This window comes from Saccharomonospora iraqiensis subsp. iraqiensis, assembly GCF_000430445.1.
Classification (GTDB): Bacteria; Actinomycetota; Actinomycetes; order Mycobacteriales; family Pseudonocardiaceae; genus Saccharomonospora; species Saccharomonospora iraqiensis.
On record NZ_KE387070.1, the window covers coordinates 66,594 to 79,300 of the forward strand.

A 12,707-nucleotide genomic window follows, 5' to 3' on the forward strand; every position below is an offset into this window, starting at 1 on the left:
TGGCCCGCGCCCACACCGTCCCGGGACGCTGCGGGGCGGCTCCGGGGGTCGCGTCGTTCCCGACGGCACCGGCCAGGGGCGGGGCGACCGCGTCGGCACCGGGCAGTCGCCTGCTGAGGACGTAACTCGTCCGCGCGAGATGGCCCGCGAGTCGTCCCGCGCGCCGCACCAGGGGTGTCACGGGTTCCGATGCTACTGCGCCGTAGTCCCGACCGGATGTCACCGGTTCGGGTGTCACCTGTCGCGGGGGTCGGACGCCCGCGCGGCGAAGCCCCAGTGTTCGAGTGCACGGCGGATGAACTCCGCCCCGATCCGGTTCGCCGCGGCGACGTTGCCCTCGCCGGCACGCCCCGGTTCACCCGCGGCCGGGGGGCCACCTGGGACACCGTCCGGCCACTCCGGCACCGTGCCCTCCTCCGCGACCACCCGGTCGCGCTCGGCCTCGGGGTGCTTCCAGTGGTCCCCGCACCCGGACGGGCACGGCATCTCGATGGTGCGCAGTACGCCGGACGGCTGCGGCTGCTCCCAGGTCAGCGTGCCCGACCCCGCGCACATCGCGCAGTCGTCACTTCGGGACCTGCCCGAGTCCTCCGCAGTTGGCACAGGGGTCCTTCCGGTTGGGTGCGAGCCCGGAGCCGAGGCAACGGGGGCAATTCACCATGTCGTCGAAGTTCATCGTCGGCCGTCCCCAGGGTGTCGGATACCACACCGACTATAAAGCCCGACACCGTCCCGACCGGCCCGAGTAACCCCCGTTCACCCGTTTGCCCTACCGGAGGGTGCCGTGAAGGGCACCTTCCCTGCGCTGGAGGCGGTGAGGGGCACATTCACTGCGCCTGATGCAGGGAAAGTGCCCCTCACGGCAACCCCGGGACGCGCTCAGCCGGCCGGGGCGAGCCAGGACTTCGCGGCGGCGAGGCCGTCGACGGTGATCTGGTGGCCGCCGGTGTGCCAGTGTTCGGCGACCTCGGCGCCCCGGTCGCGCAGCACGGCGACGAGGTCCTGGGCGTGTTCCAGCGGGGCCATCGGATCGTGGCGGCCGTTGGCCAACAGCACCCGCGACCCGGTCAGGTCGGTCCGCGGCGGCTCCGGCACCGGCAGCATCGCCGCGAACAGCACCGCCTCGCTCAGCACGTCCGGACGCAGCAGCGTCACCGCCCCCGCGATGTTCGCGCCGTTGGAGAACCCGGCCGCCACGAGCCTGCGCCCGCCGAGGCCGTAGCGGTCACGCGCCTCGGTGACGAAGTCGGCGAGCTGCCCCGCCCGGTACACGACGTCGTCGACGTCGAAGACCCCCTCGGCCTTGCGGTGGAACCAGCGCGCCGCGCCGTTCTCGGACACCGGCCCCGCGGGTGCCAGCATCGGCGACGCCGGGCACAGCTCCTTGCCCAGCGCGAGGATGTCGGCGGGGCTGCCCCCGGTGCCGTGCAACAGCAGCAGCACCGGGGCCGTCGGACTGCCTTCGACGTACTCGTGTTCCAGTGCCAGCTCGGTCATGCGCGCACCTGTTGTCCGGGGTTGTTCTCGGCGGGCAGGTCCAGCGCGGGCAGCGCGTGCTCGATCCGCTCACGATCCGGTTCCAGCCACGGCGGCAGCTTGAGCGCCTGCCCCAGCTCCAGCAGGGGTTCGTCGATGGTGAACCCGGGCTGGTCGGTGGCGATCTCCAGCAGGGTGCCGCCCGGCTCACGGAAGTAGATCGACCGGAAGTACTGCCGGTCCATGATCGAGGTGACCTCGACACCGCGGTCGGTGAGCTCCTCCCGCCAGGCGGCCTGCGTCTGCTCGTCCGGTGCCCGCCAGGCCACGTGGTGCACCGTGCCGTTCGCGACCAGGCCGCGCGGGGCGTCCGGCGTGACCTGCACGTCGACCGTGGCGCCCGGGCCGCCGTCGCCCGCGGTGAACCGGAAGCGGTTTCCGTCCTCGGCGGCGAACCGCAGGCCCAGCCCCTCGGTGAGCATCCCCGCGGTGGCGTCCTCCCGGGTGACCGAGAGGGTCACCGAGTGCAGACCCCGGACGGCGTGTTCGCCGGGCACGAGCGGGGTGTCCCACGGGTCCCGCGGATCACCCTGCGGATGCGCGACCAGCGCCAGCTGCAACCCGTCCGGGTCACGGAAGTGCAGGGCGTCCTCGTCGTCGCGGTTGACCACCCGGCTGGTGGACACGCCCGCGTCCTCGAGGTGCTGCTTCCACCACCCGATCGAGTGTTCTGGGACGGAGAAGGCCGTGGTGGTGGCCTGCCCGGTGCCGACCCGGCCGCGGGGCGCGTCCCGCCACGGGAAGAAGGTGAGCAGGCTCCCCGGCCTGCCGGCCTCGTCGCCGTAATACAGGTGGTACGTGCCGGGGTCGTCGAAGTTGACGGTGGTCTTCACCAGCCGCAACCCGAGCGTCCGCAGGTAGAAGTCGGCGTTGCGCTGTGGGTCACCACCGATCGCGGTGACGTGATGCAGTCCGCTGGTTGTGAACGGCATGGTTCCTCCTCGCGGCGCGGGTACCTCCCACGCTAACCGGGTAAACTCTTGCGAGCAAGAAATATTCCCGGAAGAGGTGTTCCGGTAGACTGCGGTGCGTGACGACACGGCGTGCCGACGACGAGCTGGTGACCTGGTGGGGGCTGGTGATCGAGGGGTATCTGGCCACGCAGGAACGGTTGATGGGGGAGATCGCCGAACGCTTCGGCCTCTCCCCCGCCGAGTTCGACGTGCTGCTCCGGCTCGTGCGCTCGCCGGAGCACCGGATGCCGATGACCCGGCTGGCGCGCGAGGCCGCACTGTCCAGCGGCGGCTTCACCAAGGTGGCCGACCGCCTCACGGCGGCGGGGCTCGTCCGCCGGGCACCCAGCGAACAGGACCGCCGGGTGACCTACGCCTGTCTGACCGACCACGGCGTCGAGGTGGCCGACCGGGCCCGGGAGGCCTGCGCCGACATCCTCCGCCGAACCGTGCTCGACCCCCTCGGCCACGACCGGGCCGAGTCCCTCGCCGAAGCCATGCGCACTCTCCGCCGGGTGAACGCCCGCGACTGACGAGGGTCACCCAGGGTTGTGCCGTGAAGGGCACGTTCCCTGCGTCGGACGCAGCGAGGGGCACATTCACTGCACCACACGCAGGGAAAGTGCCCTTCACGACAACCCCCGCCGGCCACCCGGTCAGGCGTCGTAGTCCACCGTGACCGTGGGGGTTGTGGGGTGGGACTGGCAGGTGAGGACGTAGCCCGCGGCGAGTTCGTCGTCGTCCAGGGCGAAGTTGCGGCGCATGGTGACCTCGCCCGCGACGAGCCGGGCACGGCAGGTGCCGCACACCCCGCCCTTGCAGGCGAACGGCAGGTCGGGACGTGCGCGCTGGGCGCCGTCCAGCACGGCGGTGTCCGGGCCGATGTTCGTCACCGTCGTGCGTCCGTCCAGGGTCACCGTGACCTCCGTCGTGGCGCCCTCCACGGGCGTGTCCCGGTGGCGCACCGGCTCGGGGGGCACGTCGTCGACGAAGAACAGCTCCTGATGCACCCGCCCGGTGTCCACCCCCGCACCGCGCAGCACGTCGCGGGCCCCGGTGACCATGCCGAACGGGCCGCACAGCCACCAGTGGTCCACCCTTGCGGGGGCGGGCAGCAGATCCAGCAGCGCGGTCAGCTTCTCCGCGTCGAGTCGGCCGCTGAACAGTTCGACCTCGCGGGGCTCGCGGGACAGGACGTGCACCAGCTCGAACCGGTCCGGGTACCGATCCTTCAGGTCGGCGAGCTCGTCGGCGAACATCACCGTGTCGCTGCGCCGGTTGCCGTAGAACAGGGTCACCGCCGTCCCCGGCCGGGCGAGCAGGGACGCCGCGATCGACAGGACCGGTGTGATGCCCGAGCCCGCGGCCACGAGGACGTGCTGCCCACCGGGGTCGGTGTCCGTGTCCGGGGTGAACGTGCCCGTCGGGGTGCCGACCTCGATCGCGTCGCCCGGCCGCACGTGCTGCACCAGCCACGAGGAGAACAATCCGCCCGGCACCTCCCGCACCCCGATGCGCAGCCGGTCCCCGGCCGGGGAGCAGATCGAGTACGACCGGCGTTCGTCCCGTCCGTCCACCGTGCGCCGTAGCGTCAACGACTGGCCGGGGCGGAAGGCGTAGTCGTCCGCCAGCTCCGCCGGCACATCGAAGGTGACCGCGACGGCGTCCGCGCACAGCCGCGTCACCTCGGCCACGGTCAGGGTGTGGAACGCGGTGCGGGGCCGTGTCCTCGTCGGTGCCGTCACGGTGTCTCCTCTGCGGCTCGTGTCAACTCGCGATTCTGGGGTGGCGACTCGCGGTTCTGGGGTGTCAACTCGCGGTTGTCGGGTGGCGACTCGCGGGTGTGGGGTCAGTGGGGGCGGAGGTGGTCGAAGGGTTCGGTGCAGGTGCGGCAGCGGTGCAGGGAGCGGCAGGCGGTGGAGCCGAACCGGGACAGCTCCTCGGTGTCCGGTGAGCCGCAGCGGGGGCAGGGGACCCGGCGGGGCGGCCGGGTGAGGGTGAGCGGGACCGGGCCCGTCCCGCGGGCGGCCGGGGTGGGCGGGGCGATGCCCGCCTCGGCGAGCTTGCGGTGACCCGCCTCGGTGATCCAGTCCGTGGTCCACGGCGGGTGCAGGACCGTGCGGACCTGCACGTCGGTGTGCCCCGCCGCGCGCAGGGCGCGCACGAGGTCCGCCCGCATCGTGTCGAGCGCCGGGCAGCCGCTGTAGGTCGGCGTGATCTCCACGACGACCGTACGGCCGTCCGCGCGGACGTCGCGCAGGACGCCGAGATCGGCCAGCGTCAGCATCGGCAGCTCCGGGTCGACGACCCGCTCGGCCACCGCACGGGCGGGCTCGACACCGCGAGCCGCCCATGCACCGCCGTGGCCCGGCCCTGCCCTCGCCACCTCCGTCACCTCCGTCGCCTCGGTCACCGGCTCCGCCACCTCGGTCACCTCCGCCACCTCGGTCACCTCCGTCGCCTCGGTCGCCTCAACCGCGGGATCCGTCACCAGCTCCGTCACCACCGGCTCCGTCACCACCGGCTCCGTCACCACCGGCTCCGTCACCACCAGCTCCGTCACCACCAGCTCCGTCGCCACCGGCGCCGTCGCCACGTCACCAGGTCGCCTGTGGGTGGGCGCGGGCCACGCTCTGCAGCTCGGCCAGCAGGTAGCCCATCGCCTCGGTGTGCACCCCGTCGCGGCCCGCACGGCCCGCGACGCCGGAAGCGTTCCCGACCTCCGGTACCGCCAGCCCTGCCGCGTCGAGCACCTGCGCGAGTACGTCGTCGAACTCCGCGCGCACCCCCGCCGGGTCCACGGCGACCCCGCACTCCACCAGCGACGTCTCCACCGGATGGGTGGCGAACAGTTCGCCGACGTAACGCCACGCCGCATCCAGCCCGGACGCCATCCGCTCCCGCGAGTAGTCGGTGCCGTCGCCGAGTCGCACCGTCCACTGTGCTGCGTAGTCGCGGTGGTAGGTCAGTTCCGGCACCGCCTTCGCCGCGATCGCGGCGAGCACCGGATCGGCCGAGTCGGTCAACGCCGAGCACACGGCCAGCCGCCAGGTCGACAGCACCAGCAACCGGGCGATCAGTTCCCCGAAGTCGGCGTCCGGCAGCTCGGCCAGCCGGACGTTGCGGAACTCCTGCTCGTCGCGGAAGTAGGCGTAGTCGTCCTCGGTCCGCCCCCGCCCGGACCCGCCGCCCTCGGCGTGTCCGGCGCGGGAGAACAGCATCCGGGCCTGGCCGAGCAGGTCGAGGCCGATGTTGGCCAGGGCCACCTCCTCCTCCAGCTCGGGCGCACGGGTGCACCACCGCTGCAACCGCTGGGACAGCACCAGTGCGTCGTCGGCGAGCATCACGCAGTACGCCGCCAATGCATCGTGGTCCACACCGGACGGGACCGTAACGTCCACCCCGGACAGCGGATCGTCGAAACCGGTGCCGAAGGCCCAGCGGGCGTCGTCGTTGTCCTCGGTGATCGCCTCGTAGACGTTGTCGAAAGCCATGTGCGCCACCCCCTCACATGTGCGGGACGTCGTCGGGGATGTCGTAGAACGTGGGGTGGCGGTACACCTTGTCACCGCTCGGCGCGAAGAACGGGTCCTTCTCGTCCGGGCTGGAGGCGGTGATCGCGGTCGAGCGCACCACCCAGATGCTCACCCCTTCGTTGCGCCGGGTGTAGAGGTCGCGCGCGTTGCGCAGCGCCATGTCCTCGTCGGCCGCGCGAAGCGACCCGACGTGCACGTGGTTGAGGCCCCGCTTGCCGCGCACGAACACCTCGTACAGCGGCCAGGTTCCGTCCGTGCTGCCGGTCATGCCGTCGCCTCCCCGTTCCGGGACTCCCGCGGCACGGCGTGCGCCGCGGGAGTCTTCTTCGCGGCGTGCGCCGCGGGGTCCTGCTTCGCGGCGTGCGCCGCTGTGGCCTGCTTCCCGGCGTGCGCCGCGGGCGTCTTCTTCGCGGCGTGCGTCGCGGTGGCCTGTTTCGCGGCATGCGCCGCGGCGGCCTCGCGGACCCACGCACCGTCGTCGTGCGCGGCCCTGCGGTGTGCGAGGCGCTCGGCGTTGCACGGACCGTTGCCCTGCAACACCCGCTTGAACTCGGTCCAGTCGATCTCGCCGAAGTCGTAGTGTCCGCGCTCGGGGTTCCACCGCAGGTTCTCGTCCGGCAGCGTGACGCCCAGCGCCTCGGCCTGCGGCACGGTCATGTCGACGAAGCGCTGCCGCAGCTCGTCGTTGGTGTGCCGCTTGATCTTCCACGCCAGGGACCGCTCGGTGTGCGGCGAGTCCGCGTCCGGCGGGCCGAACATCATCAATGACGGCCACCACCAGCGGTCGGTCGATTCCTGCACCATCCGCCGCTGCGCGTCGGTGCCGCGCATCATCGTCATCAGCAGCTCGTAGCCCTGCCGCTGGTGGAACGACTCCTCCTTGCAGATCCGGATCATCGCCCGCGCGTACGGCCCGTACGAACTCCGGCACAGCGGCACCTGGTTGCAGATCGCCGCGCCGTCCACCAGCCAGCCGATCACGCCGACGTCGGCGAAGGTCAACGTCGGATAGTTGAAGATCGACGAGTACTTCTGCCGCCCGGCGATGAGCTTCTCGGTCATGTCGGCACGGTCGGCGCCGAGGGTCTCGGCCGCCGAGTAGAGGTAGAGACCGTGCCCGGCCTCGTCCTGGACCTTCGCCAGCAGGATCGCCTTGCGCCGCAACGACGGTGCGCGGGTGATCCAGTTGCCCTCCGGCTGCATCCCGATGATCTCGGAGTGCGCGTGCTGGGCGATCATCCGGATCATCGTGGCGCGGTAGTCGTCGGGCACCCAGTCCCGTGGTTCGAGGCGCTCCTCGCGGGCGAGGGTGTCGGTGAAGTGCCGTTCGAGGTCGGGCACGGTCGCGGTCATCTCAGCCGTCCTTCGCCACAAGGGTGAGCACGTCGTACTTCGCCACGGGTTCGTCCCGCTGGTTGGTCACCTCGGTGTCCCAGCGGACCTCGCCGTGCTCGGCGTCCTCCCGGGGCGTGATCTGCTTCGCGGTGAGCGTCACGGTCAGCTCGTCCCCCGGCTTGACCGGGGTGAGGAACCGCAGGTTCTCCAGGCCGTAGTTCGCCAGCACGGGCCCCGGCTCGGGCGAGACGAACAGTCCCGCGGCCAGGGACACCACCAGGTAGCCGTGCGCGACGATGCCACCGAACAGCGGGTTCGCCGCGGCGGCGGCCTCGTCGGTGTGGGCGTAAAAGGTGTCCCCGGTGAACTCGGCGAAGTGCGCCACGTCCTCGGCGGTGACCCGGCGCGGCCCGGCGGTCACCGAATCGCCCGGCCGCAGCCGCGCCAGCGACTTGCGGAACGGGTGCTCGTCGGCGGAGCGCTCCGCACCCGGCACCCACTGTCCGGTGACCCGGCCCAGCACGGTGGGGCTGCCCTGCACCGACGTGCGCTGCATGTGGTGCAGCACGCCGTGGATACCGGCCATCTCCTGACCACCACCCGCGCGGCCCGGACCGCCGTGCACGAACGCAGGCAACGGGGAACCGTGCCCGGTGGACTCCCCGGCGTCCTCGGCGTCGAGCACCAGCAGACGCCCGTGCCACGGCGCCACCCCGAGCACGACCTCGCGGGCGAAGTCCGGGTCGCCGGTGACCACCGACCCGGCGAGGCTGCCCTGGCCGCGGGCGGCCAGATCCACCAGCTGCTCCACGGAGGTGTAGGGCATCAGGGTGGCGACCGGGCCGAACGCCTCGACCTCGTGCGGCTCGGCACGGTCCGGGTCGTCCGCGCGGAGCAGGACCGGGGAGACGAACGCGCCCCGCTCGTGGTCGGCGTCGACCACGTCCACCCGGTCGGGGTCACCGAAGACGATCCGCCCGGCGCCGGACAGCGCCTTGAGCGAGCGGCGCACCTCCTCCCGCTGCTCCAGGCTCGCCAACGCCCCCATGCGCACACCCTCGGCGGCCGGGTTGCCGACGGTGACCTTCGCCAGCTTCTCGCACAGCGCCCGTTCGACGTCGTCGATCAGCTCCGCGGGGACGAACGCGCGCCGGATGGCGGTGCACTTCTGCCCCGCCTTGACGGTCATCTCGGTGACGACCTGTTTGACGTAGAGGTCGAACTCGGTCGTGCCGGGGACGGCGTCCGGGCCGAGCACGGAGAGGTTCAGCGAGTCCGCCTCGGCGTTGAACCGCACCGAGTTGCGCACCACGGCCGGGTGCGCGCGCAGGCGCTGGGCGGTGGCGGCCGAGCCGGTGAACGACACGAGGTCCTGACCGGTGACGTGGTCGAGCAGGTCCCCGGCACTGCCGCAGACCAGTTGCAGCGAGCCCTCCGGCAGCAGGCCGGACTCCACGATCAGCTCCACCAGCCGGTGGGTGAGGTAGGCGGTCTGGCTCGCGGGTTTGATCAGGCTCGGTACCCCGGCGAGGAAGGCGGGGGCGAACTTCTCCAGCGGCCCCCACACCGGGAAGTTGAAGGCGTTGATCTGCACGGCGACCCCGTGCAGCGGGGTCAGCACGTTGCGCCCGACGAAGGTGCCGCCCTTGCCCAGCGTCTCGACCCGGCCCTCGGGGTAGACGGTGTCGTTCGGCAGCTCCCGCTTCGCCAGGCTCGCGTAGGCGGCCGCGACGCCGATCCCGCCGTCGATGTCGAACTTCGAGTCGGCCTTCGTCGCCCCGGTGCGGGCGGAGAGTGCGTACAGTTCGTCGCGGTGCTCCCGCAGGTGGGACACGAGGGCCTTCAGCAGCGCGCCCCGCTGGTGGAAGGTCAGCTTCCGCAGCGCGGGTCCGCCCACCGTGCGGCCGTGGTCCAACGCCGCCGCCATGTCGATGCCGGTGGAGGAGATCCGGGCGACCTCCTCCCCGGTCGCCGCGTCGTACGCCGGGGTGCCGTCCCCGGACGGCGTGTGCCATCCGCCGGAGACGTAACTGGGCAACGCACCCATCGAGAAGACCTCCTCCATTGATTTACCAACCACTCGGTCAGTAATTTTAGGCGCACCCGGTTCCCGGGACAACGTGCACACCGACCAGGAGGGTGCGCCCGTTCGGCTCAAGGAGGAGTCGTGAGCACTGTCGACGACCCGCGAAAGGCCCCCGGACACACCGGCGACACCGGAGACGGACGTCGCACGACCGGGCTCCCCGACGGCGACGCCGCCGAGCACCTGAGCACCGACGAGTTGCGCGCACGGCAACTGCAGCGCCTGCGGTGGACACTGCGGCACGCCTACGACACCGTGCCCTTCTACCGCGAGCGGTTCGACCGGGCCGGGGTCCATCCGGACGACTGCCGCGAGCTCGCCGACCTCGCCCGCTTCCCCTGCACCACGAAGCAGGACCTCCGGGACAACTACCCGTCCGGTCTGTTCGCCGTCGGCCGGGACCGGATCCGCAGGATGCACGCCTCCAGCGGCACGACCGGGGCGCCCACCGTGGTCGGTCACACCGAGGGCGACCTGCGCACCTGGTCGGCCCTGGTGGCGCGCTCGATCCGGGCGGCGGGCGGCAGGCCCGGCCAGACGGTGCACGTCTCCTACGGGTACGGGCTGTTCACCGGGGGGCTGGGCGCGCACTACGGTGCCGAGGCGCTGGGCTGCGCGGTCGTGCCCGCCTCCGGGGGGATGAGCGCCCGCCAGGTCCGGCTGATCACCGACCTGCAGCCGGAGATCATCATGGTCACGCCGTCGTACCTGCTGACCCTGCTGGACGAGTTCGAGCGGCAGGGCCTCGACCCGGCCGCGTCGTCGCTGCGGGTCGGCATCCTCGGCGCCGAACCGTGGACCGAGGGGATGCGCGCGGAGATCGAACGCCGCGCGGGGATCGACGCGGTGGACATCTACGGGCTCTCCGAGATGATGGGGCCCGGGGTGGCGCAGGAGTGCGTGGAGACCAAGGACGGGCCGCACATCTGGGAGGACCACTTCCTGCCGGAGATCCTCGACCCGGAGACCGGGTCCGTCCTCGACGACGGCACGCTCGGCGAGCTGACGTTCACGACGCTGACCCGCGAGGCGATGCCGCTGATCCGGTACCGCACGCGCGACCTCACCCGGCTGCGCCCGGGCACCGCGCGTCCCGCCCACCGCCGGATGGACCGGATCACCGGCCGTTCGGACGACATGATCGTGCTGCGTGGGGTGAACGTCTTCCCCACCCAGATCGAGGAGATCGTGCTCGCCACCGACGGCCTCTCGCCGCACTTCCAGCTCGTGCTGTCGACCCGGCAGCGCCTGGACACGCTGACCGTCCGGGTGGAGGCGGCCGACGACCTCCCCGCCGGGGACCGGGCCGGGGTGGCCCGGCGGGTCGGCGGGCGGGTCGCCGACGAGGTCGGGGTGCGCGTCGAGGTCGACGTCGTCGCCCCGGAGACGCTGGAGCGGTCGGTCGGCAAGATGCGCCGGGTCGTCGACGAACGGGACCGGTGATCGCGCGGGGACCGGCCGGACACCGTCCCGGGCGCGGGCTGGGATACTGGCCACCATGACCGCCACCGGGCCGACGAGGACGAGCCGCAGGGGACGGCCCGGCTACGACCTCGAGTCGCTGCTGGGCGTCGCGGTCGCCCTGTTCAACGAGCGCGGCTACGACGGCACGAGCATGGAGGACCTCGCCCGCAGGCTCGGCATCACGAAGTCGGCCATCTACCACCACGTCTCCGGCAAGCAGGAGCTGCTGCGGCTGGCGGTCGATCACGCGCTGGACGGGCTGTTCACCGTCGCCGACGAGGCCGGGAAGCTGGACGGGCGGGCGGTGGACCGGCTGGAGTACCTGGTGCGCGGCAGTGTCCGGGTCCTGGTCGAGCGGCTGCCGTTCGTCACGCTGTTGCTGCGGGTGCGGGGCAACACCGAGGTCGAGCGGGCGGCGCTGGCCCGCAGGCGGCGGTTCGACCGGATCGTCGCCGACCTCGTGGCCGAGGCGGAGCGGGACGGCGACATCCGGCCGGACGTCGATCCCGCGCTCACCGCACGCCTGGTGTTCGGAATGGTCAATTCCCTGGTCGAGTGGTATCAACCCCGGGGAAGCGACACGCCCATTGTGGACGCCGTGGCGAAGATCGCATTCGACGGAATCCGGGATAACCCGACCCGGTGAAGACGGGCCCCGTGGCCGTCAAATCGCGGTTAGCGGATCACCGTCGAGGGTACGAAATTGCCTGAGGCGCAAGCCTCACGGAGCAAAGGACCGGCCTTCGACAGCATCCGCTCGCCGGAAGTTCGGTCCTGTCCTGTGTGAACACACCAGAAAGGATCAGCTCATGCGTTCTGTTCGTCGCGGTATTGTGACGGCTGCCCTGGCCCTGCCGCTGGCCTTCGGCGCCGCCGGTGTCGCCGCCGCCGACAAGGGTGGCGACGTCGAGGCCAACTACGCGTCCTACGAGGCCAACATCGCGGCCGCGGGCGCCGACGGTGCCGTCGCAGGCGACGTGTCGTCCGAGGCGGCCGGCCTCAAGTACGAGGCCGACCGCAAGGACAAGAAGAAGCACCGTTCCGCGGACGGGGTTGCCCGCGACGCGGCCACCGACGGCGAGGCGCGGCACGGCAAGGACAAGCACAAGGACCGCGACCGGGACAAGCACCACAAGCACCACAAGCACACGAAGAAGGAAGCGGGCTGGGCCCACTACGAGGACAGCGGGGCCGCCGCGGGCGCCAACGGCGCCAAGGCCTGGGACAAGGAGTCCTCGGCCTGGTACCTCGACAAGAAGTAACCCCGTCGGGTCCTCTTTCCGACGATGCCCCGGGGTTTCCCCGGGGCATCGCCCTTGTGCACCCCCGGAGTCCCGGCATCCGGGGGTGCACATTCCTCAGGCGTCCTGATTCGTCGTTCCGACCACGTGGTTCACCGTGTCCAGCACCGCCGCCCAGACTCCCGGAATGAGAAGCACGCCGAGAACGACGAACAGCGGAAGCAGCACCTTGTTCTCGACGGCCGTGCCGGTGTTGAATCGGAGGAATGCGGGCGGCCGCAGTTCGTACCACGTTTCCCCGGCGATCGGCAGGGGGAAGAGGAAGGGACACCCCGATTCGGTGAGCGCGTCCCCGAGGCAGTGGACGACACACCCCACCGCCACCGCCACGCCGAGCCAGCCGGAGACCTCGTCGAGCCGTCCGAGCACGTCGGGGCTGTTCTCGATCACCCACCACACCACGGCCGCCCCGGCCACCGGCAGCAGCCAGTCCCCCAGTGCGTCCTCGGCCAGCAGCAGCCCGAACACGACCACCGCGGCGACCGCCCACGGGCCC

General features: G+C 71.8%; 13 protein-coding genes and 2 pseudogenes. 4 read left to right on the forward strand and 11 right to left on the reverse strand.

Annotated elements, in window-relative coordinates; all coding sequences use genetic code 11:
- From ACTIR_RS27460 to ACTIR_RS0107715, 4 genes and pseudogenes are all read right to left on the reverse strand, one after another.
- Nucleotides 1–181: pseudogene (locus ACTIR_RS27460) on the reverse strand (hypothetical protein); the annotation flags it as partial.
- A 53-nt stretch (nt 182–234) separates the two neighbouring features.
- A complete protein-coding gene (locus ACTIR_RS0107705; RefSeq protein ID WP_034238874.1) occupies nt 235–555 on the reverse strand; it encodes a hypothetical protein in 321 nt (106 codons plus the stop codon).
- Between the two features lie 324 nt (nt 556–879).
- On the reverse strand, nt 880–1,497 hold the full coding sequence (locus ACTIR_RS0107710) for an alpha/beta hydrolase (protein ID WP_026453832.1): 618 nt from the start codon (nt 1,495–1,497) through the stop codon (nt 880–882).
- Entirely contained in the window at nt 1,494–2,468 is a 975-nt protein-coding gene (locus tag ACTIR_RS0107715; protein ID WP_026453833.1) for a ring-cleaving dioxygenase, read from the reverse strand. The genes ACTIR_RS0107710 and ACTIR_RS0107715 overlap by 4 nt, the downstream gene beginning before the upstream one ends.
- 98 nt (nt 2,469–2,566) lie before the next feature.
- Between ACTIR_RS0107715 and ACTIR_RS0107720 the strand changes: the two genes are divergently transcribed.
- Nucleotides 2,567–3,022: a MarR family winged helix-turn-helix transcriptional regulator gene (locus ACTIR_RS0107720; protein WP_026453834.1), complete on the forward strand. Its 456-nt coding sequence runs from the start codon at nt 2,567–2,569 to the stop codon at nt 3,020–3,022.
- 123 nt (nt 3,023–3,145) lie between these two features.
- On the opposite strand, the gene paaE is transcribed toward ACTIR_RS0107720, so the two are convergent.
- The 6 genes and pseudogenes from paaE to paaZ form a co-directional block, all read right to left on the reverse strand.
- Complete coding sequence (gene paaE / locus ACTIR_RS0107725) at nt 3,146–4,234, reverse strand: 1,2-phenylacetyl-CoA epoxidase subunit PaaE (RefSeq protein WP_026453835.1); 1,089 nt, start codon at nt 4,232–4,234, stop codon at nt 3,146–3,148.
- 104 nt (nt 4,235–4,338) lie between these two features.
- Nucleotides 4,339–4,875, reverse strand: a complete 537-nt coding sequence (gene paaD / locus ACTIR_RS0107730; protein ID WP_052583772.1) for a 1,2-phenylacetyl-CoA epoxidase subunit PaaD — start codon at nt 4,873–4,875, stop codon at nt 4,339–4,341.
- A gap of 211 nt (nt 4,876–5,086) precedes the next feature.
- The gene (gene paaC, locus ACTIR_RS0107735) at nt 5,087–5,983 is read right to left on the reverse strand and encodes a 1,2-phenylacetyl-CoA epoxidase subunit PaaC (RefSeq protein ID WP_026453837.1); all 897 of its coding nucleotides are present in this window, start codon (nt 5,981–5,983) and stop codon (nt 5,087–5,089) included.
- A 13-nt stretch (nt 5,984–5,996) separates the two neighbouring features.
- Complete coding sequence (gene paaB / locus ACTIR_RS0107740; protein ID WP_007023793.1) at nt 5,997–6,293, reverse strand: 1,2-phenylacetyl-CoA epoxidase subunit PaaB; 297 nt, start codon at nt 6,291–6,293, stop codon at nt 5,997–5,999.
- Nucleotides 6,294–6,433: 140 nt separating this feature from the next.
- A pseudogene (paaA, locus tag ACTIR_RS0107745) lies at nt 6,434–7,378 on the reverse strand (1,2-phenylacetyl-CoA epoxidase subunit PaaA); the annotation flags it as partial.
- Nucleotide 7,379: 1 nt separating this feature from the next.
- The gene (gene paaZ, locus ACTIR_RS0107750; RefSeq protein ID WP_026453839.1) at nt 7,380–9,407 is read right to left on the reverse strand and encodes a phenylacetic acid degradation bifunctional protein PaaZ; all 2,028 of its coding nucleotides are present in this window, start codon (nt 9,405–9,407) and stop codon (nt 7,380–7,382) included.
- Nucleotides 9,408–9,527: 120 nt separating this feature from the next.
- Here paaZ and paaK point away from each other — a divergent pair, with 120 nt between their 5' ends.
- The 3 genes from paaK (at nt 9,528) to ACTIR_RS0107765 (ending at nt 12,172) form a co-directional block, all read left to right on the forward strand.
- Nucleotides 9,528–10,889, forward strand: a complete 1,362-nt coding sequence (paaK, locus tag ACTIR_RS0107755) for a phenylacetate--CoA ligase PaaK (RefSeq protein ID WP_026453840.1) — start codon at nt 9,528–9,530, stop codon at nt 10,887–10,889.
- Between the two features lie 55 nt (nt 10,890–10,944).
- A complete protein-coding gene (locus ACTIR_RS0107760; RefSeq protein ID WP_026453841.1) occupies nt 10,945–11,556 on the forward strand; it encodes a TetR/AcrR family transcriptional regulator in 612 nt (203 codons plus the stop codon).
- Nucleotides 11,557–11,719: 163 nt separating this feature from the next.
- Nucleotides 11,720–12,172: a hypothetical protein gene (locus ACTIR_RS0107765; RefSeq protein ID WP_026453842.1), complete on the forward strand. Its 453-nt coding sequence runs from the start codon at nt 11,720–11,722 to the stop codon at nt 12,170–12,172.
- 96 nt (nt 12,173–12,268) lie between these two features.
- Here ACTIR_RS0107765 and ACTIR_RS22255 read toward each other — a convergent pair.
- Nucleotides 12,269–12,707 (reverse strand): metal-dependent hydrolase (locus ACTIR_RS22255; protein ID WP_034238880.1); only part of this gene is annotated, 439 nt, incomplete at its 5' end.

What these genes read in the sequence shown, in the direction of transcription:
- paaB (WP_007023793.1), bottom strand. Translation starts at nt 6,293, where the DNA reads ATGACCGGCAGCACGGACGGAACCTGGCCGCTGTACGAGGTGTTCGTG.
- paaC (WP_026453837.1), bottom strand. Translation starts at nt 5,983, where the DNA reads ATGGCTTTCGACAACGTCTACGAGGCGATCACCGAGGACAACGACGAC.
- paaZ (WP_026453839.1), bottom strand. Translation starts at nt 9,407, where the DNA reads ATGGGTGCGTTGCCCAGTTACGTCTCCGGCGGATGGCACACGCCGTCC.
- ACTIR_RS0107705 (WP_034238874.1), bottom strand. Translation starts at nt 555, where the DNA reads ATGTGCGCGGGGTCGGGCACGCTGACCTGGGAGCAGCCGCAGCCGTCC.
- ACTIR_RS0107710 (WP_026453832.1), bottom strand. Translation starts at nt 1,497, where the DNA reads ATGACCGAGCTGGCACTGGAACACGAGTACGTCGAAGGCAGTCCGACG.
- ACTIR_RS0107765 (WP_026453842.1), top strand. Translation starts at nt 11,720, where the DNA reads ATGCGTTCTGTTCGTCGCGGTATTGTGACGGCTGCCCTGGCCCTGCCG.
- ACTIR_RS0107760 (WP_026453841.1), top strand. Translation starts at nt 10,945, where the DNA reads ATGACCGCCACCGGGCCGACGAGGACGAGCCGCAGGGGACGGCCCGGC.
- ACTIR_RS0107715 (WP_026453833.1), bottom strand. Translation starts at nt 2,468, where the DNA reads ATGCCGTTCACAACCAGCGGACTGCATCACGTCACCGCGATCGGTGGT.